Raw genomic sequence first — 26,166 nt, forward strand, 5'->3', positions numbered from 1 at the left:
AAGAAGCCCGACTCCAGCATAATGCTGGTCCGGGCTTATCTTCGCTATGCTTTTTTCCTTATATCGAGCAGGTGTACCCAGAGCTTACCCTTCCAGAGTTGCCGTGAAATTCACCGCTTGTTGTCCGGCTTCCACTTGAATGCTGCCTTCTTGCAGGCTCACTCCCGAGCCCTCTACAGATGAGACGGCTCCGGTGTCATGCAGCTTCACGAAGAATGGCTTACCGCTGCCTTCCACCGTAAAGTCGATCCGGCTGCCCGCACGGACCGCCCGCACAATCAGCTCGCTTTCCCCGTTCATGTTGCGAACGGTGACCGAAGCTTCGCTGCCGTCCTCCAATGCATACAAGCCAAGCTCAACTCCGTCGGCATAGTCATATTCCGGACGGGTGTCGTTTGCGCCCAAAGCCAGGAACGAGTTGCCGCGTACAAACAAAGGTAATCCGAGGAAATCGTACGTTTCCTTGCGCCAGGTTCCGCCATCCACCGTTTCTCCGGTTAACAGATGCGTCCAGCGGCCCTTCGGAAGATAGTACTTCACGTCGCCGTTCTCGCTGAACACCGGTGCCACAAGCAGGGAATCTCCCAGCATGTATTGACGATCCAGCATTTCAACGGCCGGGTCTTCAGGGAATTCCAGGAACATGGCGCGCATGCTTGGCACCCCTTGCTCCGATGCCTGTACGGCGGTATGGAACAGATAAGGCATCAGACGGCTCTTCAGCTTCGTGAAGAAGCGCGTAACGTCCACAGCTTCTTCGTCATAAGACCACGGCACCCGGTAAGAGCTGCTGCCGTGCAGACGGCTGTGGCTGGACAGCAAGCCAAATGCCAGCCAGCGTTTAAACACATGCGCCGGAGCCGTATTTTCGAAGCCGCCAATATCATGGCTCCAGAAGCCGAAGCCGCCGAGACCGAGGGACAAGCCGCCGCGCAGGCTCTCCGCCATCGATTCATAATCCGCATAGCAATCGCCGCCCCAGTGAACAGGGAACTGCTGTCCGCCTACGGTTGCGGAGCGTGCGAATACCGCCGCCTGATTCTTCCCGAATTTCTCCACCAGCACATCAAAGACCACTTTGTTATAGAGCTGGGTGTAGTAGTTATGCATTTTATGAGGATCGGAGCCGTCAAAATACACAACGTCCGTCGGAATGCGCTCGCCGAAATCCGTCTTGAAGCTATCAACGCCCATATCTGCCAGCTCGCGCAGGTATCCTGCATACCATTCGCATGCGTCCGGATTCGTGAAGTCCACCAGCGCCATACCCGGCTGCCACAGATTCCACTGCCACACATCGCCATTCGCTTTCTTCACCAGATAGCCTTTTTCACGGCCTTCCTCAAAGAGACGCGAGCGCTGCGCGATATATGGATTGATCCATACGCAGATTTTCAAGCCTTTTTCTTTCAAACGCTTCAGCATGCCTTCGGGATCCGGGAACACCTCTTCATCCCATTGGAAGTCCGTCCAGTTGAGCCCCTTCATCCAGAAGCAGTCAAAGTGGAACACTTCCAGCGGGATATCGCGTTCCAGCATACCGTCAACAAAGGAGTTGACGGTCGCTTCGTCATACTGGGTTGTAAAGGAGGTCGAAAGCCACAATCCGAAGGTCCATGCCGGCGGCAGTGCCGGTTTGCCTGTCAGGTTCGTGTATTTGTCCAGCACGCCTTTCGGATCAGGCCCGTCAATAACAAAGTACTCCAATGACTCGCCTGGCACGCTGAACTGCACCTTCTTCACTTTCTCCGAAGCCACTTCAAAGGATACGAGGTCCGGTTGGTTGACAAACACGCCATAGCCTTTGTTCGTCAGATAGAACGGAATATTTTTATAGGCTTGCTCGGAGCTTGTACCGCCATCCTGATTCCAAATATCCACGACCTGGCCGTTCTTCACAAACGAAGTGAATCGTTCGCCAAGCCCGTATACCCACTCGCCTACGCCAAGATCCAGCTCTTCGCGCATGTAGGTCTGTCCGCCATCTTCCACGATATGTGCCATGGATTTGGCTCTGCTGCCGGTTATGCGTTCTTCTCCTCTATAGAAGTGAACCGACCACTCCGGACCTTTCTTGATCACGACGCTCAAATTGCCGCTGCGAAGAACCGCTTCCTGATCGTTCTCTTCAATGACCGTATGGTCACCTTCCTGTTTGTACAACTCGAATGCAGGTCCTCTATCTCTTACGCCCGCATAGTGAACCAGCTTTACGCCGATGACGCCGGGTGCCGGAGAATGAAATTGCACGGTGATCAGCTGGGCGTTAATCGTTGCTCCTCTGCCCGGAATCGGGGCCGTGGAGGCATAGGCTGTCAACGTATCTCCTTTTACCGCAAAATCATAAGCCTGAACCGCTCCCGAAACGGAATATCCTTCCCGGATAAGCCAATTGCCGTCTGTAAATTTCATTTTTTAATCCGCCTTTCTATATTATGAAAATTGAACTTTAAGATGAAGCGTTATAATATCATTATACTGATCTATTTTAAGCCGATCTAACAGTATTCCATTGTTTTATAGCACAATTTTGATATAAGATGACATCATTCAAGCGGCAATTCATTCCAAGGAGGTACATCATGGATCAATCCTTTCGCCAGTCCTTAAAAGAAAGCACTGTTCACGGGAATGAACGCTTCCCGTTTGGTGCCTACTGGTATCAATTTGCCCCCGGGGCCCATGTGGTAGACTCCCATTGGCATAAGGAAGCGGAAATTTTCCACGTGCTGGAAGGCGAGGTTCTGTTTCAGATCGACTCGGAATACATCCCTGTCCGGGCGGGTGAAGCAATATTTATCGATGGAGGAGATCTCCATACCGGTCATGCCCGGGGCGATCAAGGATGCAGCTTCTGCGCCATGGTGTTCGATCCCGGCATGCTTGCCAGCAGCAGCTACGATCTTGTACAAGAAGGAATGATTGTTCCCTTTCAGGAGCGAAGAGCCACCTTTCCGAGATGGATGACATCCGAGACCGATGAGCAGCTGCTTCAGCATATAAAGGAAATGACACAGCTGTCGAAGCATAAACCTGCCGGTTATGAGGTCGCTATTAAGGGACATCTGCTTCTCATGTTGTTTCAGGCCGCATCCTCTGGCCGAATGGTCAACAGGAGCAGGAGCGAAGCAGCGGACATGGTGAGAACGGAACGATTGAAGAAAGTCATTCTCTACATCCAGAATCATTATCACCGTCCTATCCGGCTGAGTGAGCTGGCTGATCTGATCCCGATGAGCGAAGGCCAGTTCTGCCGTTTCTTTAAATCCATGACCGGGCAAACGCCCGTGGATTATATGAATTCCTATCGCGTTCGCCAGGCTGCTGAACTCCTTCGTCAGCCAGACAATAAAATATCCGACATCGCACTCGATGTCGGATTCGGGCATATCAGTTATTTTGTTCGGGTCTTCCGTAAGATCATGGACTGCACGCCTTCGGAGTATCGGAAAAAATTATAATTTCGGCAGGCTTGGTATGATCTGATTGCAATCTCCCGGAAGCGGCAGGTTTCGGCATACGTACTGGCCCGCACTGTTCTCATTCGCTGCACCTGACGGGGCGGGCTGATGAACACGCTGTTTCCATAGCTGCCACAGCATGAATCCATCATTCGCCCTTCCCTTATTTTTCATATAGTTCACCATCGTTTCTACATTATAATAGGGTGTTGCAATATTATTCTGACCGTTCATCATGTCGGCATCGTATACCGTGCCCGGCGCGGCATTCAGTTGCAGGACGGCCCCGCCGGATCCCTCCGGCGCAATTTGCATGCCCATGTTGATAGGTCCATTGTATATTGCCTTATACGATTCATAACCTTCACGCGGATCGTAATAAATACCGCCATCGTAGGACATCAGATTGATGAAGTCGATCTTGCCGCCATGATCCTTAACTACGCGGTACATGGTACCGCCAAAAGGAGATCCCCATTGGACCTTGCCTTCCTCAAACGGCGTTCCTTTCACGTAATAAGCGCCCGTAGACCAACCGGCGATGGAAATCTGCAGATTCGCGTTTCTTGCATGGATTTCATTATAGAGACTTGTAATAATACCCGCGATCTCTCCATCCTTGGTGCAGCTGAACTGGGAGGCTGTTCCTTTGTTGCAGCTGCTGCCGCTGGATTCCCAGTCAATGTCGACTCCGGCAGCGCCAAGATCGAGAGCCAAATCCACAATGTTCTTGGCATTGAATCTGGACCACTGTGAACCTTGGCTGTATGACCAGCCTCCTACCGAGAGGAACGCTTTCGTTCCGCGTGCTCTCAGTCCGGCGATGTTGTTGCGCAGATCCTGGGACTGCTGGGCGGTAAATTTACGCTGGCCATTCGGCGTCGTGGCTCCTTCCACGAATTCCAAGCCCGCAACGGCTTGATCAAACGCATAGGACCCTTGAATATACGTGGTATCCGGCCTAACGAATGCAAGATTGAGATGGGTGATGTAATTGGGAATGCTCACGGTCGTCAGATCGTAAATACTGGTGTTCCAAGAACTCGCATAAGCGACATACATACGGTCACCAGGCAGCGGAGGATCTACAGGAGGGTCTACTGGCGGATCCACGGGGGGATCGACGGGCGGTGTCCCGGGAGTGCAATTTCCAAGGTCCTCCCATACACCCCACGGACCCGTCGTTCCAGGCACCTCGCCCTGTGTCCACCATTTCGCTTTCCAGGCATGACCGTTGAAGGATACGATATTCCCCCCGCCATATACGGCAGAACTGCTCCATGCAGGCTCTATACAGGCCTCAGCGGCTTGAGCCTTGTGCACAGGGAACATACCAAGCACCAGCACGGCGATGAATCCGAGAATCCATCCTCTCATCGTTCTGGACCACCTTGTCATTCATCAAGCAACTCCTTCGCCAATGGATTTTGTACATTAAAGCGGTTTCAAAGCTGGTGAAAGCCTCGTACCTTGCACACCTCCTAACGCATATAAATGAAATGATATGACGCACTTTAAGTGTAACTTGGTCATTTTTTGTACAACAAGGATAAGATTTACTTATTCAGGGGCAAAATCCTATACCCTGGCCAATCAGCACTTTTACGCAAAAAAAGCTGTCACACTGCGGATTACCGCGAATGAGGCAGCTCTTAAATAGAAAGCATGGTTAACCCAGACTCCGATTTAGGGTATGATGATAGCAACGTGTTATTTCTTATCGTTGATTGATCTCTTTGTGCCGCCTTGCAAACGGACATTTCGATAGTGACTCCGTGTTATCCCGCAAAAAATATTGCTTCCATTCATAGTTATCCTCCGCCCCGTAGAGTTTTAAGTCAGGGTGCGGTGGTACGGGATCATATTGGGCCAATCGCTGACGAATCAATCCCTTGGTGTGCTCTGCTTGCCTTGTTCGGGCATTGAACTGCTTCAGAACCCAACGAGGCGTAAAAGCAAGCATCATGTAGGGAAAGGATCTGCTTTGGCGAAGCTCATGCGCCGGTGTAGCGCAATAAACAAAATAAGGCTCGCCTGCAAAACAAAATTCCCATAGATGATCCGTCGGTTCCTCCGGCAGATCCGCCGGCCAAGGTTCCGTATCATATTCGGTTGTTCGGCTTAAAAGCTGCCAGAACAAGCGCTCATAATACTGGGTGCCTTCCAGGCTATCGCTGCCATGCTCCGTATCGATCATGACGACAAGTGAAGTATAAGGCCCAAAGTCCCTGGATCCGAGCCCGAACTCGCGCAGCAGAGCAGCCAGCTGTTCCGCCGCAGCCTGTGATTCACCCTGATGAATAAAGCCGTATCTAAAATGATTCAGTGCATGTCCTTGCACAGCCGGAATGCAGGGGAATTTGGCGTAACGGTCCGTCATTTTCTCGGTCAGCTTGGTTATCGCTTTCCGCTGCCATTCCTCATGCAATCCATGGGCAGCATCCATATGATCCAACCTCAATAAACCGCTCATTACCAGTCCTCCTCTTCTACAGCATATAAGAGTGAGTAAAAATAGGTGACTGTCACGAGCGAAATGCACATGAATTTCGAAAAGCGTTTCCCAAAAGCTTGAACTTTCTGATATCTTAGGTAGAGAAGAAATTAAAATGACCAGGCTTATGCCTTAATTACCATAGAGAGGATTCTTTCACATTATGTCTAAACCCCTGCTAACAGATAAGATTCAAACTGCCAAACCCGCCAAAAAACCGAGGCCTTCCGCTCCACCCGTGCGCATCTTTGCGCTGGGGGGACTTGGCGAGATCGGCAAGAACATGTACGGTGTGGAATTCAAAAATGAGATCATTATCATCGATGCCGGCCTGAAATTCCCGGATGCCGAAATGAGCGGCGTCGATTACATTATTCCGGACATTCGTTATTTACTTGATAACAAACATAAAGTAAAGGGTATGTTCCTGACCCATGGTCATGAAGATCACATCGGGGCTATTCCCTATGTGCTTCGTCAAATCCAGATGCCGATCTATGGCGGGGCGCTGACTATCGGCCTGGTTCGTGCGAAGCTGGAAGAGCACCGCCTGCTTGATCAGAGTGATCTGCGCGTCTTCCATGAAGACGAAACGATTGCATTCCGTCATCTTTCCGTTCATTTCTTCAGAACCACCCACAGCATTCCGGATGCCTTCGGGGTCGTAGTGGAAACACCGTACGGGCCGATCGTACATACCGGAGACTTTAAATTTGATTTTACGCCGGAGGACAAGCCTGCCAATCTGCATAAAATTCTGCATATCGGCGCACGGGGCGTCCTGGCCCTGATGGCTGACAGCACCAATAGCGAGCGGGACGGGTTTACCCCTTCGGAACGCACCGTCGGCGATTCTATCCTGCGTCTGTTCCGGGAATGTCCCGGACGGATCCTGTTTGCTACCTTTGCATCGAACGTTCATCGTTTGCAGCAGGTTGTTGAAGCTGCCATCCGGACAGGCCGCAAAATCGCCATCGTCGGCCGCAGCATGGAGAAGGTGTTTGTGATCGGTCAGGAGCTTGGTTATATTCGCGTACCGGACGGCATGATGATTGATGTAAAAGCCGTTAACCGTTATCGCGACGACCAGGTGCTGATTATTTGTACAGGCAGTCAGGGCGAACCTAATGCGGCGCTGACACGCATCGCTTCGGGTGCCCACCGTTCGATCCAGATTCATCCGGAGGACACCGTTATTTTCTCGTCTTCACCGATTCCTGGGAATACCCAGAACGTCAACCGCAGTATCGATCTCTTGATGCGGGCAGGAGCGGAGGTTAAATACGGCTCCATTCTCGATATCCACACTTCGGGTCACGGCTGTCGCGAAGATTTGAAGCTTATGATCAGCAGCTTGCGTCCCAAATATTTTGTGCCGATCCACGGGGAATACCGGATGATGCTGAATCATCGTCACCTCGCCGTGCAGGTTGGGGTTCCTGACAGCAACGTTTACTTGATGAACATCGGGAATACGCTTTCCCTATTCCGCAACTATGCGCGTAAAGGGCGGAACATCCCCTCCGGAGATGTCTACATCAACAATGGTGAGCTGCGTACCCATGAGAAGGAATTGCTCGAGGAACGGGTACAGCTCGCTCACGATGGCGTTGTCATTGTCGCTATCACCATTCATCGCGAGACCCGCAAGCTGCTCTCCGGGCCGGAGCTTATTACCCGCGGGTTTGTGTATATGCAGGACTCCAAGCCTCTTCTGCGCCGGGCTGAAGCGATGCTGCGCAAGCAGCTGAACAAAGCCGGTGAACAGCGTGAATACAACCGCGCTGCCTGGGAACAGATGACGAATAACACGCTCAATCGTTATTTTAAAAGGGAACTGGGCCGAAGCCCGTACATTATGCCTTCCATTATGGAAGTATAAGTCTCATTGACTTTGAGCCTTAACTGTATCTCAAACATAAAAAGGGTGGATCCAAGGTAATTTGAACCTTTGGATCCACCCTTTTCTTCCGATATCAGAAAGCATACACTTCGAAGCATGTCCTGCTGTTTTGCAAGAAAAACGTCATTAACGGGGGCTCTTTAGCCTTAGTCCGCAAGCTCCAGCCCTTTCGTTTCCTTACCAAGTACCAGTACGCCGAGGGCACCGATCAGGATGGTCACAAAAAACATCACGAAAATGAATTCGATAGGGGTGCCATTTTGCTTCAGCACACCCACGAGCAGCGGCGCAATAACGCCCCCGATCCGTCCGAACGAAGTGGCAAGCCCTACCCCCGTTGAACGAACCTTCGTCGGATAGAGTTCCGGACTGTAGGCATATAAACCTCCCCATGCTCCCAGATTGAAGAATGACAGGGAAATGCCTGCTGCGAGCAGCGAACCTTCCGTGTTGGCGTAGCCAAACCAGATTGCGCTAAAGGCCGTTAGCACCAAATAGGTAACGAGCACGAATTTCCGCCCGAACTTTTCTATAAAATACGCAGCCGTAAAATAACCCGGCAACTGGGCAAGCGTCATAATCAGCACATATTGAAAGCTCCTGACCAGACTGAACCCTTTATCGACCATGACGGTCGGAAGCCACAGGAACATGCCGTAATATGAAAATACGACCGTAAACCACAGCACCCAGAGCATAATGCTCGTACGCCGATGTTCCACCGACCAGACCGAAGCCACTCGCTGCCCGAAGGTCAGCTTACGGGTAACTTTGGCTTTCTGCTCGATATACCTTGGCGAATCCTCGATGGCACGCCGCAGATAGAGCGCATAAAAAGCAGGCAGAGCTCCAATAACAAAGGCTGTCCGCCAGCCGTAATCCGGGATGACGAAGTAAGCAATGAGTGCGGATAGTATCCAGCCTGCCGCCCAGAAGCTTTCCAGCAGCACAACCGCCCTTCCCCGTTCATGAACCGGCATGCTTTCCGATACCAGCGTGGATGCAACCGGAAGCTCTCCTCCGAGTCCGAAGCCGGCAATAAAGCGCATCAGACACAGCATAATAAAACCGGTAGCCAGCGCGGATAGACCACTCGCAATCGAGAATATGAGCAGCGTCCACAGCAGAACATTTTTCCGTCCATATTTATCGGCCAGGAATCCTGCCATAGCCGCGCCGAATACCATTCCGATCGATGTGGTGCTTGTCAGAATACCTACCTGCTGTGAGCTCAACGACCATTCCGCTGCCAGTGCCGCAACAACAAACGAAATCATGCCGACATCCATCGCATCGAACATCCAACTGACACCCGCACTGAACAGCAGCTTGCGCCGCTTCGGTTCTTTTAACAATTGCATATTGCCCATATTAGCCGCCCCCTCTCCTATATCTTTCTATAATGTAGAGCGAACCATACGTCTGGTCAAGCTAGATTATGCTAAGCGGCAGGGTAACCTTTATGGTTGTTCCCTCCTGTAGCTTGCTGGACACGTGAACCTGCCCCTTGTGGTCCTCGATCATTTTTTTGCTGATCATGAATCCCAGGCCATTCCCTTTCTCCTTCGTCGTGAAGAACGGCTCCCCTAGACGGGAGAGGATCGCTTCCGGAATTCCGGAGCCATTATCCGTGAAATAGATGGCCACGGTGTGGTCATCGCCTATCTCCAGCCGAATGGTCAATTCCCCGCCACCCGGCATGGATTCCACCGCATTTTTAATAAAATTGATGAACACCTGCTTCAGATGATTCACATCACCTTCCACATTGGCCTCTCGCTCTCCGAAATCCGTTATAATCTCGACGTTATGTATGATGGCCTGCGTATTTAGTAGCGTAATCACTTGGTCCAGGAGCTGCCGGATATCGGCACGCTCGAATTTCACGCTTTGCGGTTTCGCCAAAAACAGAAGCTCACTGACGATCAGCTCGATCCTTTCGATCTCCGAGGAGATAATATCGAAATACTCATCCTTCCGGCCAGCGCCGGAGCGAATGAGCTGCACGAACCCTTTAATGGAAGTCATGGGGTTACGAATTTCATGGGCGATCCCTGCCGCAAGTTGACCGGCCATGGACAGCTTATCGGACTGGATCAGCCGCTCCTCTTCTTGGTGGGCCGCCTTTTTCATGTCGGTAATATCCGTAAAATGCGCCACATAGCCGAGTGTAGTTCCTTCCCTGCTGCGAGCTGTGCTTAGCATACAAGATACCCACCTGATATCGCCTTGTTTATGTATCAGTCTCTTCTCCAATTGCAAAGAAGCGGTCTTACCCGACTTTAGCTTCTCCATTCTATCTTTGTCCTTATTCACATCCTCCGGATAAATCCAATGGTAATAGGGATGATGCAGACACTCTTCCGCCTCATACCCCAGCATGACGCAAGCAGCGGGATTAATTTTGATAATGCTCCCCTCTGAATCGATGAATACCGTTCCAATCGGCGCTACTTCAATCGCTTGGACCATAAAATCATAGCTGAGACTTTCACTATTCATCATCGTTTGGAGATCCTCCTGTCTTTCATTGTTCCATCGTTTTACCTATTTCGAGATATCGGATTGCTTCTCCTTTCCTATCGCCTATTGAAAAATATAAATAAAGCAAACCAAAGGATAATTTGGACATGAAGCGAATATATTGTTATGAGGTTTCTAATTTTTGGTGGCAATTCCAGCGCTATTCTAGTGAAATTGAGAGAAAATGGTTTTTTTTGACTTGAACGCTATGGCTTTTTCGTTTATTGTGAAAGAAAGCAAGTCATTTACAATTGCTAGTCGTTAGGACCGTTAACAAAGGAGTTTGCGAGTATGTACACGGAACAAGATATTTGGATTGTGCTTACAGGCACGGGCACCTGGTTCAGCAGAATGATCCAATATTTCACGAAGGCCCCACTCAACCATGCATCCATCGCGTTTGATTCCGAATTACGCGAAGTGTACAGCTTTGGGCGAAAGAAGGCGAACAATCCGTTTGACGGCGGTTTAGTTCGCGAAAACCTGCGCGACCCCTTCTTCTACACTTCGGAATGCGCGGTTTATCACTTCCGCGTCAGTAAGGAAGACTATCAACGCATGCACAACCTTGTCAAAGAGATGATGCGTGATCAGGACCGCTACAAATATAATCTGCTAGGGCTGCTGGGTATATTGTTTCGGATTCATATTGATCGTGACGATGCTTTCTTCTGCTCCCACTTTGTTGCTACGGTGCTGGAGCAAGCAGGCCTGCGGCCTGTAAACAAGCCTTGTCATCTCGTAACGCCGGAGGATTTCTCCCATTCACCGCAGTTGAATGAAGTCTACCGTGGACCTCTCCACGGGTATCTTGCTCAAGACATGACATCCCCGCTGTCCCCATCACCGACGTTTACTCCTGTGACAACGAAAGGCCGAGGCAAGTTCTTCAGATTCGGAAAAACGGGTTAATACCGAAATATTTAGCTATCATATAAATATGTTTCTCTGATACCTTGGAAAAAAGCAGCCGGGCTCTCACCCGGCTGCTTTTTTATATGATTCTCGCGGGAGCGTAGCCACCACGTCAATGTTCAGCGTTAAGCCGATGGAGTCTGGTCCGACGTCTGCTCCAGTACCGTCTTTTCGACCACAACTGGACTAGATTCACCAGCAGTTTCAGCGAGCTTTTCCTGCTCCATCTTCTTGCGCTTGCGTTTGCGGTTAAAGTACACACCGATCAACAGAAGCGGAACGGCAATAAGCGCAATGTATAGCGATACGTCCTTAACCATGCCTTCTGCCGCGTTACCATACAGGTAAAACAAGGTGCCTACAACATAAAACTTGGTGGCTCTGCCCACAGCGGCATAAGCCAGAAGTCTCCATAACGGGAAGTTCAAACACCCCGATAGAATCGTGAACACCTTAAAGGGCACCGGCGTGAAGGAACCAATCAATATCGCGGCCTCGCCGTTTTTCTGAAACATGTTCGTTGCAGCGTCAATCCACTCTTTTTTCAAAATCTTGTATAGTACCGACTTCCCAAGCAGCTTTCCGATTAAATAACCCAGCGGCGTCCCCAGCAAGCACCCGATAAAACCGTACGTTGCGAGCCACAGCGCATCCTGCGGGTGCATGATGCTAAGCGAAACCTGCAGAAAAAAAGCGGGAACCGGAAAAATTACAGCATCAGCAAACGAATGAATAAACAATCCCCATGGACCAAAATTTTTCAAAAATTCCAAAATGTCCTGAAACATGTCTCAACCCCTAAACATTTTCTTCCTGCTTCTATCAGACCCTTTATAAATTATAGCACATAATTATACTGGAAAGGACCTAAGCGGCTCTATCCCTGTGTAAAAACCGCGTAAAACGAAGCATGCCATAGCTCCTATACACTATATGCAGCGAGTTCAACTAACAACAAAAAAACCTTTCTTCTTGGAAGAAAGGTTTTCGGTCACTCCTGCAAGCCGAATTCCATGCATGAATAAGCTTGCAAAAAAGTGCATTTTATTTAATTTGCAGATAAACTGCGGTGCGCGGAATGTCTTGTCGGACCTACGAACTCATTCAGCGGGAAGCCATTGGAGATGGCTTGGGTAATGAATGCCTTCGCTTGTTGTACCGACTCGCGAACAGTCAAACCTTTGGCAAGATTAGCCGTAATGGAAGCGGATGACGTGCAGCCTGCACCATGGGTGTATTTCGTTACAATGGTAGCGGCCTCGAACCATTCAAAGCTGTTTCCGTCATAGAGCAGGTCCATCGCTTTGCCTTCGCGGATCTTGCCTCTGTCTTTAATCAGCACATTCTTCGCGCCGCGCTCGTGAATGATGGCCGCCGCCTCCTGCATTTGATCCAGGGTCGTGATCGGGCCGGACTTGGCCAGCTGGGACGCCTCGAACAGGTTTGGCGTTACCAGATCGGCGCGCGGGAGAAGGAACTCCAGCATCGCTTCCGTATTTTCCGGCTGCAGCACTTCATCCGTGCCTTTGCAGACCATCACCGGATCGATGACGATCCGCTCCAGATTATAACGGTCGATATACTGGGACACGAGCTCGATGATCTCTACGGATCCGAGCATGCCGGTCTTCATAGCGTCGATGCCAATGCCCTCAAGCACGGTTTTCAACTGCGTTTCTACAATATCCAGCGCCACCGGGAAAACCTGATGATCCCATGTCTTTGGTTCCATGCAGACAATCGTGGTCAGTGCGGTCATACCGTATACGTCAAATTCCTGAAACGTCTTCAGATCCGCCTGGATGCCAGCGCCCCCGCTCGTGTCCGAGCCGGCTACGGTTAGTGCTTTTCGTATCGTCATGTTCCATGTTCCCTTCGCTTGTAAAATGATTACTCTATTATAAGAAAAACTCAGGGTGACGTCTATTCATTGATCGCGTATTCGCAGATGTCGAATTCTGCATGGTACCACATCACTCCGCATGCGGATTGTTCTTCCGATCGCTGTTGCCCCCAGATTTCCCTTGAATCACGATATATATCGTTGAAATCCGGGGGCAAAGGCGAACGCTTCGCTTCTACAGAACAATTCCGCCTGCTCCGTTGGAGTCTTACTTTTAAAACCTTAATGACAAATTCGCTTTAGCATCTATTCGTCGTAGATGTCGAATTCTGCATGAAAACACATCACTCCGCATGCGGATTGTTCTTCCGATCGCTATTGCCCCCAGATTTCCTTTGAATCACGATATATATCGTTGAAATCCGGGGGCAAAGGCGAACGCTTCGCTTCTACAGAACAATTCCGCCTGCTTCCGTTGAAGTCTGTCTCATAGGCCCTTAAAGGACAACTTCACTATAGCGTCTATTTCGCAGAGGCCGAATTCTGCTTATGATACCACATCACTCCGCATGCAGACTGTCTTCCGATCGCTGTTGCCCCCAGATTTCCCTTGAATCACGATATATAGCTTGTACATCCGCTTACCTCCAATAGGAGCAACGCCCCCTCGGAGTCACATCATGCATCTTATTGCTCCGTCAAGATCACCGGGCCATCCTTGGTAATGGCAAGCGTATGCTCATACTGCGCGGACCATTTGCCGTCCACCGTTCTTGCGGTCCATCCGTCTGAATCGATCTTGCATTGATATGTGCCTAGATTCAGCATCGGTTCAATGGTAATGACCATGCCCTCTTTAAGATGCGTCCCGCGGTTGGGCGGGCCGTAATGCGGCACCTGGGGCTCCTCATGCATATTTTCGCCGATGGCATGCCCTACGAAGTGGCGGACGACCGATAAATTTTGGGATTCCGCATAGGTTTGAATCGCATGGGAGATGTCTCCGATTCGATTGCCGATTACCGCTTGCTCAATGCCAAGATACAGGGATTTCTTCGTTACATCCAGCAGATGCTGCGCTTCCTCGGACACGTTTCCGACCGGATAAGACCACGCGGAATCAGCGAGCCAGCCATCATACTTCACCACCATATCAATGGTAACGATATCCCCGTCCTTTAATGGCTCCTTGCTCGGAAAACCATGGCAAATCACATCATTAACCGACGCACAGGTGGCATACGGATATCCGTGATACCCCTTCTGCTCCGGTGTCGCGCCGCGCTCTGCCAGAAACCGCTCGACAAATTGATCAATCTCCAATGTCGTCACGCCCGGTTTAATCATCTTGGCAATCTGCCGGTGGCATTCGGCGAGGATGTCCCCTGCCTTATTCATCTTGGCGATTTGTTCTGGTGTTTTAAGGATTATCAATCCTGCTCACTCCTTCTCATATGGCTGTTATCTCCTATTCAAATCAAAAAGCCTTAGCTGACCGAAGATTCTGAAGGACAGGCATCTGCCTCTCCCCACTCCCCGGCCAATAAGGCTGATTTACAATCACAAGGTGTATCTGCTTTCTTCTGGTCTGTATCCAAAAAAAGAAAAGCGAAAAGCGCCCTACCTCATCTTATTCTACTCCTAAGCCAAAGGAACCTCAATCATTTCCATTAGGAATACCTGTCTTTCGGTTTACACGCGGGCAGGCACGGGAACCGAGGCGTATGCTTGTTGCATCCTCGGAGGCAGCTTCAACTCGGCTGTAACCCAGAAAGTCATATGGCTCTCAATGACCATGAACAGAATCAGGGCACGCAGCATTTTATCTAACTTCGAACTTCATGTATCCAATGACAATCGTTTCTCCTCATATCATAAATATAATGTAAGGTTGCGCAGAAACGATAATTTTACACGCGAGATCACAATTCCTTTCTTTTTTTCCTATGTTCATTATATCAAACGGGCCGTTTCTTTAGCTTTCCACTTGTTTCCGGCAGCGTCATGGCAGGGCAACGGCAGCCAAAACCACATCAACTGCAAATGCAATATCGCAAGCTCTACCTTTAATACGAATCCAAAGGCAGAAGGAAACAAAAAAACCTTTACCTCGTTTATCGGCGATAAAGGTTCCATCTTATCAGAAATAGCTGAAAGATATGTTCGTGCCACGAAATGACGACTGTGCTGCAACTGTTGCTCCACTTCACTTGAATTACAAGTGTTACATCACAGCTGTTTAGCCGCGCCAATAGTCTTGCTGAAATTTTTACATTCCCTATATATTTCTCTTATTCTTCCTCCAAAAATAGAGCCGTCCCCCCGCTGCCAGCAGCACTGCTGCCGCTATCCACAAGACGGGCTTCAGTAAGAATGGAGATTGACCTGCACCCCGACCTTCACCTGGAGGGCCGCCCTCAGCAAGGGTATCAGGCCCTGATTCACTCGGAGCAGATGCATCTTCTGGAGGATATCCATCTCCAAGCTCAGTTAGCTCTTGGCCTGCGGTGGAGAGGAGCTTCGTACCATCACACATCCCTGTTCTGAGCTGGCCCGATTCGGCAGACGCGAACACCAGGAATTCGCTTCCTACGGCAAATTGATCATAACCGCAGCTGGCTGATGACACCGCCATTGTAAGCTGCGTCATTCCAGCTAATTCGCCCTTCCATACTTCCGTTACTTCTAACGTAACATGGACCGGATCTGCCGATGACATCACCAGCTTCGCCTTCGGGCCAACCAGCTTGGTCACTTTGCCTGCAAATACCGCTGCACTCCGTTCCAGGCCCTCCTCAACCGTAGGCGGCCCCGCACAGGAGCAAGCAAATACGTTGGCTGGTTTGACCGCGTACAGGCTCATGAGCAGCAGCAAGCAGCTTAGTATGATAGCCATGGATTTTCTCATCAATGAATCACCTCAATCCTTAGACGGCCCCCTCCCCCAAAATGTTCCAGCTGTGTATCCATAAATACACCCAATCTGGGATCTACCTCCGCAGATCACGGTGAGGCGGCGCTGGACGGCAAGATCTAAAGGGGAAAGGGCATCCAGCAAGAGGCTTCATTGTCATTGGCTATTTACTGGCGATGATCAGATAATGACGCTCCGTAGGATACTCGATTCCTTCCACATGCAGCCCTGCTTGCTCCAACATATCCTTCATCACATGTGGATCAACCCGATTCGGACGGGGAACCCGCTGCTCGGCTGGGTCCTCCTGCCACTCCAGACACAAGCATCGCCCTCCTGGCCGCAGCACTCTTGCCATCTGGCGGATGGATTGCTCCAACTGCTCGGTAATATGAAGGATCAGGGAGGCAATGACTCGATCCACAGCTTCATGCTCAAAAGGAAGGCTTTCCAGCAGCCCCTCCATCACCTTAATATTCGCAAGTCCCTGTTCCTGTGCACGCCTCTGCATCATGTCCAGCATGGCCGGCTCGGTATCCAGCGCGTAAACCGTCCCTGTCGTTAACGAGGCTGCCGGTATAGAAAAATAACCGGTACCTGCCCCGATGTCAAGGACATCCACCTCGCCGCTCACTTGGAGCTTTTCCAGCAGCGAAGATGCCGGTAACTCCTTCTTCCTTTCCGGACTTTCCAATCGGTCTATGAGTGACGGATCAAAGCTCTCTTTCATGGTATCGCTCTCCTCCTCGCATGATTGCATTTTGCTCATATGTACGTTTATGAACCCTGTGAGGGGAAAAATCCCCCTGTCGATCTACCATACCGTTGATAGGAAACGATGTAAACCGGTTCGTCGCTTAATCACTGTAACATCCATATTTCACTATATCGATCCTTATATGACTGTACTGATAAGATTTACGCTGTTTGAGAACCATTTTATATAATAACTGATCGCAATGAACACGCTGAATGATGATAAATCAGACTTAAAAAAGGCACCCCCACGATCATAATGACCATGAAGCTGCCCCATTTGTACCATTCGTCACGGCTTATCCTCAATCAGCACCTGCTCAGCCAGAAAATCTGCAAGATGAACGGCCTCTACGCCATTTTGCATGCCGGCACGCTCGATCCCCCACTTCATCTGCAGCAGACATCCCGGGTTCGAAGTTACGATGACCTTGGCTCCGGTAGCCTCCACATGTTCCATCTTGTGATCCAACAGCGTGGTCGACATTTCCGTCTGGGTCAGATTGTAAATGCCGGCTGAACCGCAGCATACCTCAGCCCCCTGCAGCTCGCACATCTGTACGCCCGGAAGCTGCTGCATCAGCTGGCGCGGCTCTCCTTGCACCCGCATCACATTACGCAAGTGGCAGGAGTCCTGATAGGTGACATTTAATGCCTCGTTCTGTGCACTTTTCGCATGAACCGGCGTAAGCGGCCTACCGAGGCTGTGCAGCAGCTCGGAAATATCCTTCACCTGATCTGCAAAAAGAACAGCCGCTTGCTGAAGCCGCTCATCCGGTTCGGCATGCATCAGATGATCATATTCCTTCAGCAGGGCGCCGCAGCCACCCGCATTGCTTGCAATGTAATCCACGTTCGCTTCTCCAAAAGCCCATATGTTCCGGCCGGCCAGCTGTTTGGCATCGTCCATTTCACCGGCATGGGCATGCAGCGCACCACAGCATACCTGCTCCTCCGGAATGACAATCTCGAACCCGGCCTGACGCAGCAACCGTACGGTATTTACGTTCGTGGATGCAAACATGACGTCCATAATGCAGCCACGGAACATGCCGACCCGGCCGACTTTAGATCCGGCCGCAGGGATAACCATAAGCCCCGAACCGCTGTCTGTCTTCTCGCGGCGGTAGGGCAAGCCAGCCTTACTCCACAGCTCTTCCAGGCCATCGCCTGTTACGTCAGGCAGCGCCTTTTCCAGCTGCTGTAGATGGTCGGGAAACAGCTTCATGGCCCCGGAGCTGCGCGCAAACTTCTGCAGCCCGGATTTCTGATAGAACGATAGCGTCTTGCCGATCAGCTTCAGTCTACCGCGATGTGGGAATATCCCTTGCAGGAACGTCTTACGGACGACTCGTACCGGCAGCGAATAAGGCTTCTCCGCTGCAATGGCCGCCCGAGTCTGCTCGATCAGCTGACCGTATTTCACGTCGGAAGGACATGCAGGCTCACAGGCTCTGCAGCCCAGACAAAGATCCATCTGGCTACGAAAGCTTTCATCCGGTTCCATCAAACCATCCACAACCGCTTTCATAAGCGCAATCCGCCCGCGCGGGGAGGCAGCTTCGAGCCCTGTCTCAAGGAATGTCGGACAGGCGGTCTGGCAAAACCCGCAGCGCATACAGTTCGTCAATTGATCCTCATCCAGCGTCAGCTTCAGCGATTGTGCAAGCTTCTCATGGGTTGGATTCATGCGCTATCGCCTCCTCTCACGATGTTTCGATCTTCTGATCCTGATCCGAGATCGAGCCCCGCTCTGCCTGCTCCGTCCGCTCCTGGAATACAATCCGCTTCCGGGTTTCCGCAAACAACTTGCCGGGATTCATGATCTGATGCGGATCGATCGCATCCTTAATGGATTTCATCATTTGGATGCCGGCTTCGCCCACCTTCCATTCCAGGTAAGGGGCCTTCACGATACCAACGCCATGCTCGCCGGTAATGGTACCCCCCATGGCAATCGCAGCCTCAAAGATTTCGGCGAATGCCTCCTCCACGCGGTGAATCTCTTCCGGGTCACGGGCATCCGTCATCGCGGTCGGATGCAGGTTGCCATCTCCGGCATGGCCGAATGTGCAAATCTGCACGTCGTATTTCTGTGCGATACGCTGAACTTCAAGCACCATGTCCGCAATCTTCGAACGCGGAACCGTCGCGTCCTCCAAGATCGTGGTCGGCCGCAATCGGGACAGCGCCGCAAGCGCGCTCCGCCTTGCCTCCATTACCTTCGCACCTTCTTCCGGTGTCTTGGCGATGTTAAGCTGAACCGCCCCGGAGGCGAGACATATCTCTTCCAGCTTCTTCAGATCCCGCTCCACATCATCGATGCTGCCGTCCTGCTCGATCGCCAGCATCGCTTTGGCGTGTACCGGCAGTCCGATTTTGGCAAAATCCTCAACCACCTGGAGGGTCGGCTGATCCATAAATTCCAGGGTACACGGGAAAATATGATTCGCTATAATATTCGAAACCGTTCGGGCCGCCGCGTTGAGATCGTCATAGACGGCAACCATGGCCTTCCTGTAAGAAGGCTTCGGAATCAACTTGACCGTGGCCTCGGTCAGAATGGCCAGCGTACCGCCCGATCCTACCAACAGTCGGGTCAAATCGTACCCTGCGGCGTCCTTCACCAGCTTGCCGCCTGTGCGCAGGATGCTCCCGTCCGGCAATACAGCCTCCAAGCCGAGTACGTAATCCTTGGTCGTTCCATACTTCAAGCCGCGCAGGCCACCAGCCCCCAGAGCGATGTTGCCGCCCATCGTGCAGATGATCATGCTGCTTGGATCCGGAGGATAGAATAATCCCGTCCGTTCAACCGCCAGATGAAACTGCTTCGTATTCAGACCCGTCTGGAAGGTCGCGGTAAGATTATCGGCATCGATTTCCAGCAGCTTATTCATACGGGTCATGACAACAATCAGGCCGCCCTGAAGCGGAATGGTCCCGCCGCACAGATTGCTGCCTGCGCCCCGCGTAATCACGGGTATGCGATGTTTTGAGCAAATTTTGACGATGTCGGAGACGTCCTGCGTACTTCCGGGAAAGATAACCCCGTCCGGCATCGCTTGATATAACGGCGTAGCATCGTAACTGTAAGAAACGAGGCTCTCCGGATCATCCTTGAACCACTTTCCGCCAACCACGGTGGCCAGCTGCTCGCGAATGACAGATTCCAGCATGTTGTTTCTCCCCCTCCCCTATAGGGTTTGACTGTATAAGGATAATCCACTACTTAACAAATCGGTTTCAACATCATCTATGAACCATCGCTAGGCTCTTCCGTTTGCTGGCTTTAATGAAGGTTTATGGCAGCGCCAGCTTCCCCATTACGGTCGGTCTGTTCGCTCCGGTAGCTGCCGGCAAATGGTTAGGAACGCCGAGCATGAAGTCATTGCCCAGCAGCGCAAAAATCACGGCTTCCTTGGCATCGTCATCGAAGCCCAGCGCCTTGGAGGTCATCACCTCCTGCTCCGGCAGCAGCTCTCCTAACATCGAGAGCAGCGTCTTGTTATGGGCCCCTCCGCCGGTTACGATTACTTCATCGATTGCGTGGCGTGGAAACACGTGTTTCACATAGCTATCCGCAATGGAATATGCAGTAAACGCCGTGGCCGTGGCCATCGTATCCTCATCTGAGAGGTTCCTGAGCCTGGCTTGCTCCAGAAACGAAACCGCATAGTTGTGACCGAACAGTTCCCTGCCCGTTGATTTCGGCGGTTCTGCATGAAAATAGGGGTGCGCCATCATCTCTCTTAACAAATCCTGATCCGGGTTGCCTCGGGCAGCCCATTGCCCGCTGTCGTCATACGCAAGCTGCCCTCCGGATAGCATTTGAGCTACGGCATCCATGATCATATTGCCGGGTCCGGTATCATAGGCCAGCACATCCGAAGGATCCGCCCCTGCGGGCAGCGCCGTGCAATTGCCGATCCCGCCGATGTTCTGCAGCAGTCTTCCCCGCTCCGGGTGCCGAAACAGGATCAAATCTCCGTATGGCGCAAACGGGGCTCCTTGCCCCCCAACCGCCATATCCGCCGGCCGGAAGTCTCCTACCGTAAGTTTGCCGGTGTGCTTGGCGATAACGGAAATATCGCCAATCTGTAAAGTCGAAGCGACAGCATAAGGATCCCCTTGTTCGGGTATGGGCTGATGCCAAATCGTCTGTCCATGAGAGCTTACCAGATCCACCTCATCGATTCGCATGCCGGCATCGGCAACCGCTTCCAGGACAGCCGCTCCAAACTGATACCCCAAGTATGCATTCATACTGCAAACAGCAGCGCTATTGGAATTCTCTTCACTGCACAAATCGCGCAGCCGCTGACGGAGTTCCGGTTCGTAAGGCTTGTTATAGTAATGCAGCAACTCAACCGATGCCTCGAAGCCGCTGCCGTGTATGCGGACGATGGCCGCATCGATGCCGTCAAGCGAAGTGCCCGACATCAAGCCGGCCACAACGGTAGGCCTTCCATCCTTCCATGGCGAGAACAGCATGCTTTACGCCTCCCCGTACAGCAGATAAGGAGCCTGCATCGTTCTCCACTGCTCCGCATCCTTGCCCCACTCGGCAATCATGCGCTGAAGTCCGGCTTCTTCGTGGATATGCCGTCGAACTTCCTCACTGCCCGTCAGCAAATCAATAAAGTACCGACTACGTCCTTCCGGCGGGCTAATCCACTGGAACTGATCCGGGTACATCCGGCTAACCAGGTGAAGCAGCACAAGCCCTGTGCGCACAGCCTCCACTTCTGCCGGATGCGTGACAAAGAGCATCACCCCGCCGCAGCCTTCGCCCTGATGCTTCGAGAAGGTAGGCGTCATGTACATGGAATGGGCATGAACACCTGGCAGTTCGTACGCGTTGAACGCCTTCGCCAGCTCTTCGCCATTGACCCATGGAGCGCCGATCCATTCAAACGGCCGGGTCGTCCCCCTGCCTTCCGAAAGATTGGTCCCTTCGAAGAAGCAGGTCCCGCTGTACAGCCGTACCGTATCCATCGTAGGGATGTTTGGCGACGGCAGTACCCACGGCAGGCCCGTGTCGGTATATTCCATACCGCGCGTCCAGCCTTCGAGCCCAATAACATCCAGATCGCAGCCTGTTCCCCGCATGTCATTGGCCATGCGCGCGAATTCGCCGATGGTCATCCCGGTACTAATCGGAATCTGCCATCCGCCCACCATGGATTCATATCCCTGCTTAAGGAAACCTCCTTCAACTCGCTTGCCGCCCAGCGGATTCGGCCGATCCAGGACAAGCAGGCTCTTCCCATGTTCGGCGCAGGCCTCCATGACGTACAGCAGCGTTGTCATATACGTATAAAAACGCACCCCAAGGTCTTGTATATCGAAGATGACCGTATCCACGTCCTTCAGCATGTCGGCGTCCGGTTTACGCCGCGAGCCATACAGGCTGTACACCGGCACGCCGAATACCGGGTCCACTTCATCATCGACGTGCTTGCCTGCCTGCAGCTGGCCGCGCAGCCCGTGCTCGCAAGCGAATAAAGCCTTCAATTCCGATTCAGGCAAGCCTGCAATCACCTCGATAGATGAACGAAAATCCGACGTGAGCCCCGTCGGATTCGTAATGACACCAAGGCGACGACCCGTGATTTTCTCATGCTTGATGTCCGGCAGCACGTCAATTCCGCTTCGTACGTTACCTCTTGTCATATGCTTACACCTCCTGCTTTCGAGGCTATGACACCGTCCTCCGCCGGTTTGGCCTCTTCCGGATTCAGTACATTATACGTAACCTTATGCTGGTATATGGCCCACATGCCGTTAAACAAAAATCCGAAGCCAACGACCGTAACCATCAGTGGAATTGCAACGCAGAAGGCTTGAAAGCATGCGCCCAGCGTATACGCCGGAAACTTCAGGAACAGCTTCACGCTGTGGGCCATGGCCTTGAAGATGCCCATCCCTTCCTGAATGACAAGCTGAAAGGTGTAGAATTGGGAGATGAGCGCCATGATAACAAAATAGGTCTGGAACACGCCAATCGCAAGATAACCGATTCCCTCTTTGCCCCCGTAGTACCACCAGGTGGACCACAAGATGAGCACCATCACCACGAAGAAGAAACCCATGACTACCGCAGGTCCTAATCCCTTAAGCGCACCTTGAAACACATCCTTGAGTCTCGACTTGCCCCGTTCCGTTCTGCGGTGATACGCATAACAAACTCCGTAAAACAACGGCATGTACAGAACCGGCAGCAGCACCAGCGCTGTCCATAGCGGAACGAACATAACCACCGTAACGAGCACCAGCGAGGTAATCATGCTGTATAAGGCCACCGCCGTAATCTCACGGTAAATCTCAACCCCGGTCTTCTTCAACACATCATTCAGCTTGCGCATAGCTTACCTCTCCTCTTCGTCGTTGTTTACCAATCGATACGCTGCTCCGTCTCAGGATCGAAGAAATGCACTTTATCGAAATTGAAAATGAAGGTTTTGTCCATGCCCGGATAACCCGTCGTTTCAGGGTGAACCTTCGCCGTAACCGTCCGGTTCCCTACGCGGAAGTACACCAGATTCTCCGAACCCAAATGTTCGACGACCTGGACCTTCGTGGAGTACTTGTAATCCAGATTGGTTGTGCCCGGCATATCCTCACCCGTAATATGCTCAGGGCGGATCCCCAGGATAAGGTGCCCGTTATCGTATTTGCTCAGCGCATCCGCCATCGAATCCGGGATGGTAAATGTGCCGCCTTCCATCCGGAGCACGTTCCCTTCCTTCTGCACATCGATGAAGTTCATCGGCGGGGAGCCGATAAAGCCAGCTACGAACATATTTTGCGGATTCGCATACAGCTCGGTAGGTGATGCGATCTGCTGGATAATTCCGTTGTTCATCACGACGATCCGCTCACCGAGCGTCATCGCTTCAACCTGATCATGCGTGACGTATACAATGGTGGCTTCCAGGCGCTTGTGCAGCTCGGACAGCTCCACCCGCATCTGGACGCGAAGCTTCGCATCCAGGTTCGACAGCGGCTCGTCAAACAGGAACACCTGCGGATCGCGCACGATGGCCCGCCCTACCGCAACGCGCTGACGCTGTCCGCCGGACAGCTCGCGCGGCTTCCGGTCGATCATCGACTCCAGGCCGAGAATGGTGGCTGCCTGCGATACCTTTTGCTCAATATAAGCCTTTGGCTTCTTCAGGTTCTTTAAGCCGAAAGAGAGATTCTCGCGAATGGTCATATGGGGATACAGGGCATAGTCCTGAAACACCATCGCGATATCACGATCTTTCGGGTGAAGATTGTTTACCACTCTGTCGCCGATGATGATATCCCCGGACGTTTGGCGCTCCAGCCCGGCAATCATGCGCAGGGAAGTGGTTTTGCCGCAGCCGGAAGGACCGACGAAAACAACGAACTCTTTATCATTGATCACAAAGTCCGACCCCGCTACAGCGGTAAACGTCCCTTTGTTGTCGTCTACAAATTCTTTTCGTATATTGCGGAATTCTACGCGTGCCATAACTTTGCCTCCTTCTAGCCTTTAACGGCTCCAATGGTGATGCCTTGCAGGAAATAGCGCTGAAGCGAGAAGAACAGAATCATCATCGGCAGTGCCGCGACGGTTGCTCCAGCCATAAGTGCGCCGAAATCGGTCGTGTCCGCATAGACGAAGGAAGCAAGACCGACCTGAATCGTCCTCATCTCCGTCGAGTTAGTCACGAGGAAGGGCCAGAAGAAATCGTTCCATGATGCAACGAACGTGAAAATTGCCAGCACGGCGAGACCCGGTTTCGCCATCGGAAGAATAACCTTCCAGAAGATGCCGAATTCGCCGCAAGCGTCGATACGCGCTGCATGAATCAGAGAGGTAGGCAGTGATGACATGTACTGCTTCATCAAGAAGATGTTGCCCACGCTTACAATGCCGGGAAGAAGAATAGCCGTATATGTATTCCCGAGATCAAACACGTCAATCATCAAAATATAGAGCGGAATCAGCGTCACCTGCGCCGGGATCATCATCGTACTGAGCAAAATCCAGAATACCGCTTTGTTCCCCGGAAACTTCAGCTTCGCAAAAGCATAACCTGCGAGCGAAGCCAGGAATACGTTGGTCACCGTCAGGATGGATGAGATCAATAAGGAGTTAAAGAGCCACCTCATGACGTCGGTTTTGCCAAAAAAACGCTCGTACGGGGCTACGGAGAATACCTCCGGTATCATTTTCGGGATAAACGATGCTGCTGACTTCGTGTCCTGCACAGAACCGATCAGCATCCAGTACATCGGAATGATCGTCAGAACGCTCCATACCACCAGGATGACCGAGGCCACAATCAGCATGATCACTTTTGATCTTGATTTCATAGGTGCACCCCCTTTTAGCTTCAGAAATAAACGTTAGTACTCCACGTCGGACGAGAAGTACTTGAACTGAATGATGGAAATGACAATAATCAATGCAGCCAGTACAAAAGATTGCGCTGCCGCGAGTCCAAACTCGTAGAAGTTGAACGCCGTGCTGTAAATCAGATAGGCGATCGTTGTCGTCGCGAAGTTCGGTCCGCCCTGGGTCATCAGGTACACCGAGATAAACACCTGGAAGGATGTTATGACGCCCGTCACCAGCAGGTATAATGTGGTTGGTTTCATCAGCGGCCACGTAATGCGCCAGAATTTGGACCAGCCGCTGGCATGGTCGATGTCCGCCGCTTCATACAGCGATTTCGGAATCCCGCCCATGGCGGCCAAATAGAGAATAATGCCCGCGCCATGCGAACCGAGCCAGTTCATCAAGATGAGTGAGAAGAGCGCTGTGTTCGATTTACCGAGCCATATGACCGGGTCCAATCCGAACAAACCGATAAAACGATTCAACAGCCCGGCATGCGTCGGGTCGTAAATCGCGAGCCACACGACCGAAATGGTGACGCCGGAAGCAACGGCCGGCAGGTACATTGTAGCCTTGAAGAATGTTTGCCATTTGTTCTTCATCTGGAAAATAAAAAAGGATAATGCATACGTAATGACAATGTTGACCGGAACCGTGCCGATCGTGAATATGACTGTATTCTTCATGGATTTCCAGAACACTTCATCCTGTACCATCCGTGTGTAGTTGTCCGTTCCAATCCATTCGGAGCCCATTACGCTGTATTCCTGGAAGCTCATCAGAAAAGCGGAGGCGACAGGGTAAAGCGTAAATATCAAGAACAACAAGACTGGAGCCAGAATGAATAAATACGCCCATCCATATTCGCGTAAGTACCCCTTCATGGGGGGACGTGATGGCCGGGCTTGCGCCGGGGCAGTCTGCATTTGATTTCCTCCTTTGCGCACAGGTGAAGTATTTTCATGAAGCCCTTATAGAGCCTTTAG

General features: G+C 51.6%; 21 protein-coding genes. 3 read left to right on the plus strand and 18 right to left on the minus strand.

Annotation, left to right across the window (positions count from 1 at the left end):
• Positions 1–84: 84 nt before the first annotated feature.
• Positions 85–2,412: an alpha-xylosidase gene (yicI, locus tag AK95_RS09205; protein WP_071219677.1), complete on the minus strand. Its 2,328-nt coding sequence runs from the start codon at positions 2,410–2,412 to the stop codon at positions 85–87.
• Positions 2,413–2,582: 170 nt separating this feature from the next.
• On the opposite strand from yicI, the gene AK95_RS09210 reads away from it, so the two are divergent.
• Positions 2,583–3,461 carry a helix-turn-helix transcriptional regulator gene (locus AK95_RS09210; protein WP_071219679.1) on the plus strand — a complete coding sequence of 293 codons (879 nt, stop codon included), beginning with the start codon at positions 2,583–2,585 and terminating at the stop codon, positions 3,459–3,461.
• On the opposite strand, the gene AK95_RS09215 is transcribed toward AK95_RS09210, so the two are convergent.
• Together AK95_RS09215 and AK95_RS09220 are read right to left on the minus strand one after the other, a co-directional pair.
• Entirely contained in the window at positions 3,456–4,838 is a 1,383-nt protein-coding gene (locus tag AK95_RS09215) for a glycosyl hydrolase family 18 protein (RefSeq protein ID WP_235613071.1), read from the minus strand. The genes AK95_RS09210 and AK95_RS09215 overlap by 6 nt on opposite strands.
• Before the next feature lie 340 nt (positions 4,839–5,178).
• Positions 5,179–5,934 carry a YqcI/YcgG family protein gene (locus tag AK95_RS09220; RefSeq protein ID WP_071219681.1) on the minus strand — a complete coding sequence of 252 codons (756 nt, stop codon included), beginning with the start codon at positions 5,932–5,934 and terminating at the stop codon, positions 5,179–5,181.
• Positions 5,935–6,118: 184 nt separating this feature from the next.
• On the opposite strand from AK95_RS09220, the gene rnjA reads away from it, so the two are divergent.
• The gene (gene rnjA, locus AK95_RS09225) at positions 6,119–7,837 is read left to right on the plus strand and encodes a ribonuclease J1 (protein WP_071219682.1); all 1,719 of its coding nucleotides are present in this window, start codon (positions 6,119–6,121) and stop codon (positions 7,835–7,837) included.
• Positions 7,838–8,004: 167 nt separating this feature from the next.
• Here the strand turns inward: rnjA and AK95_RS09230 are convergent, their stop codons facing one another.
• Entirely contained in the window at positions 8,005–9,228 is a 1,224-nt protein-coding gene (locus AK95_RS09230) for an MFS transporter (protein ID WP_071219683.1), read from the minus strand.
• Between the two features lie 61 nt (positions 9,229–9,289).
• Complete coding sequence (locus tag AK95_RS09235) at positions 9,290–10,363, minus strand: ATP-binding protein (RefSeq protein ID WP_071219684.1); 1,074 nt, start codon at positions 10,361–10,363, stop codon at positions 9,290–9,292.
• A 309-nt stretch (positions 10,364–10,672) separates the two neighbouring features.
• Here AK95_RS09235 and AK95_RS09240 point away from each other — a divergent pair, with 309 nt between their 5' ends.
• Entirely contained in the window at positions 10,673–11,293 is a 621-nt protein-coding gene (locus AK95_RS09240; RefSeq protein ID WP_071219685.1) for a hypothetical protein, read from the plus strand.
• Positions 11,294–11,421: 128 nt separating this feature from the next.
• Here AK95_RS09240 and AK95_RS09245 read toward each other — a convergent pair whose 3' ends face one another.
• The 13 genes from AK95_RS09245 to AK95_RS09310 form a co-directional block, all read right to left on the minus strand.
• Entirely contained in the window at positions 11,422–12,084 is a 663-nt protein-coding gene (locus AK95_RS09245) for a YqaA family protein (protein WP_071219687.1), read from the minus strand.
• A 260-nt stretch (positions 12,085–12,344) separates the two neighbouring features.
• A complete protein-coding gene (gene pdxK, locus AK95_RS09250; protein ID WP_071219688.1) occupies positions 12,345–13,157 on the minus strand; it encodes a pyridoxine/pyridoxal/pyridoxamine kinase in 813 nt (270 codons plus the stop codon).
• Positions 13,158–13,826: 669 nt separating this feature from the next.
• A complete protein-coding gene (gene map / locus AK95_RS09255; protein ID WP_071219689.1) occupies positions 13,827–14,573 on the minus strand; it encodes a type I methionyl aminopeptidase in 747 nt (248 codons plus the stop codon).
• Between the two features lie 844 nt (positions 14,574–15,417).
• Positions 15,418–16,047 (minus strand): hypothetical protein, encoded by a 630-nt coding sequence (locus AK95_RS09265; protein WP_235613072.1) that lies wholly within the window; start codon positions 16,045–16,047, stop codon positions 15,418–15,420.
• 169 nt (positions 16,048–16,216) lie between these two features.
• On the minus strand, positions 16,217–16,783 hold the full coding sequence (locus tag AK95_RS09270; RefSeq protein WP_071219724.1) for a class I SAM-dependent methyltransferase: 567 nt from the start codon (positions 16,781–16,783) through the stop codon (positions 16,217–16,219).
• Between the two features lie 318 nt (positions 16,784–17,101).
• Positions 17,102–18,499: a (Fe-S)-binding protein gene (locus AK95_RS09275; protein WP_071219692.1), complete on the minus strand. Its 1,398-nt coding sequence runs from the start codon at positions 18,497–18,499 to the stop codon at positions 17,102–17,104.
• Positions 18,500–18,515: 16 nt separating this feature from the next.
• Positions 18,516–19,985 (minus strand): FAD-binding oxidoreductase, encoded by a 1,470-nt coding sequence (locus AK95_RS09280; protein WP_071219693.1) that lies wholly within the window; start codon positions 19,983–19,985, stop codon positions 18,516–18,518.
• Between the two features lie 124 nt (positions 19,986–20,109).
• The gene (locus tag AK95_RS09285) at positions 20,110–21,300 is read right to left on the minus strand and encodes an anhydro-N-acetylmuramic acid kinase (protein WP_071219694.1); all 1,191 of its coding nucleotides are present in this window, start codon (positions 21,298–21,300) and stop codon (positions 20,110–20,112) included.
• A gap of 3 nt (positions 21,301–21,303) precedes the next feature.
• Entirely contained in the window at positions 21,304–22,482 is a 1,179-nt protein-coding gene (locus AK95_RS09290; protein ID WP_071219695.1) for a DUF1343 domain-containing protein, read from the minus strand.
• Complete coding sequence (locus tag AK95_RS09295) at positions 22,479–23,174, minus strand: hypothetical protein (RefSeq protein ID WP_071219696.1); 696 nt, start codon at positions 23,172–23,174, stop codon at positions 22,479–22,481. The genes AK95_RS09290 and AK95_RS09295 overlap by 4 nt, the downstream gene beginning before the upstream one ends.
• Positions 23,175–23,200: 26 nt before the next feature.
• Positions 23,201–24,307: an ABC transporter ATP-binding protein gene (locus AK95_RS09300; RefSeq protein WP_071219697.1), complete on the minus strand. Its 1,107-nt coding sequence runs from the start codon at positions 24,305–24,307 to the stop codon at positions 23,201–23,203.
• Between the two features lie 14 nt (positions 24,308–24,321).
• Entirely contained in the window at positions 24,322–25,155 is an 834-nt protein-coding gene (locus tag AK95_RS09305) for a carbohydrate ABC transporter permease (protein ID WP_009590118.1), read from the minus strand.
• Between the two features lie 33 nt (positions 25,156–25,188).
• Positions 25,189–26,106 (minus strand): carbohydrate ABC transporter permease, encoded by a 918-nt coding sequence (locus AK95_RS09310; protein WP_071219698.1) that lies wholly within the window; start codon positions 26,104–26,106, stop codon positions 25,189–25,191.
• Between the last annotated feature and the right edge of the window lie 60 nt (positions 26,107–26,166).

Origin of the sequence: Paenibacillus sp. LC231, assembly GCF_001860525.1 — a bacterium.
Taxonomy (GTDB): Bacteria; Bacillota; Bacilli; order Paenibacillales; family Paenibacillaceae; genus Paenibacillus_AQ.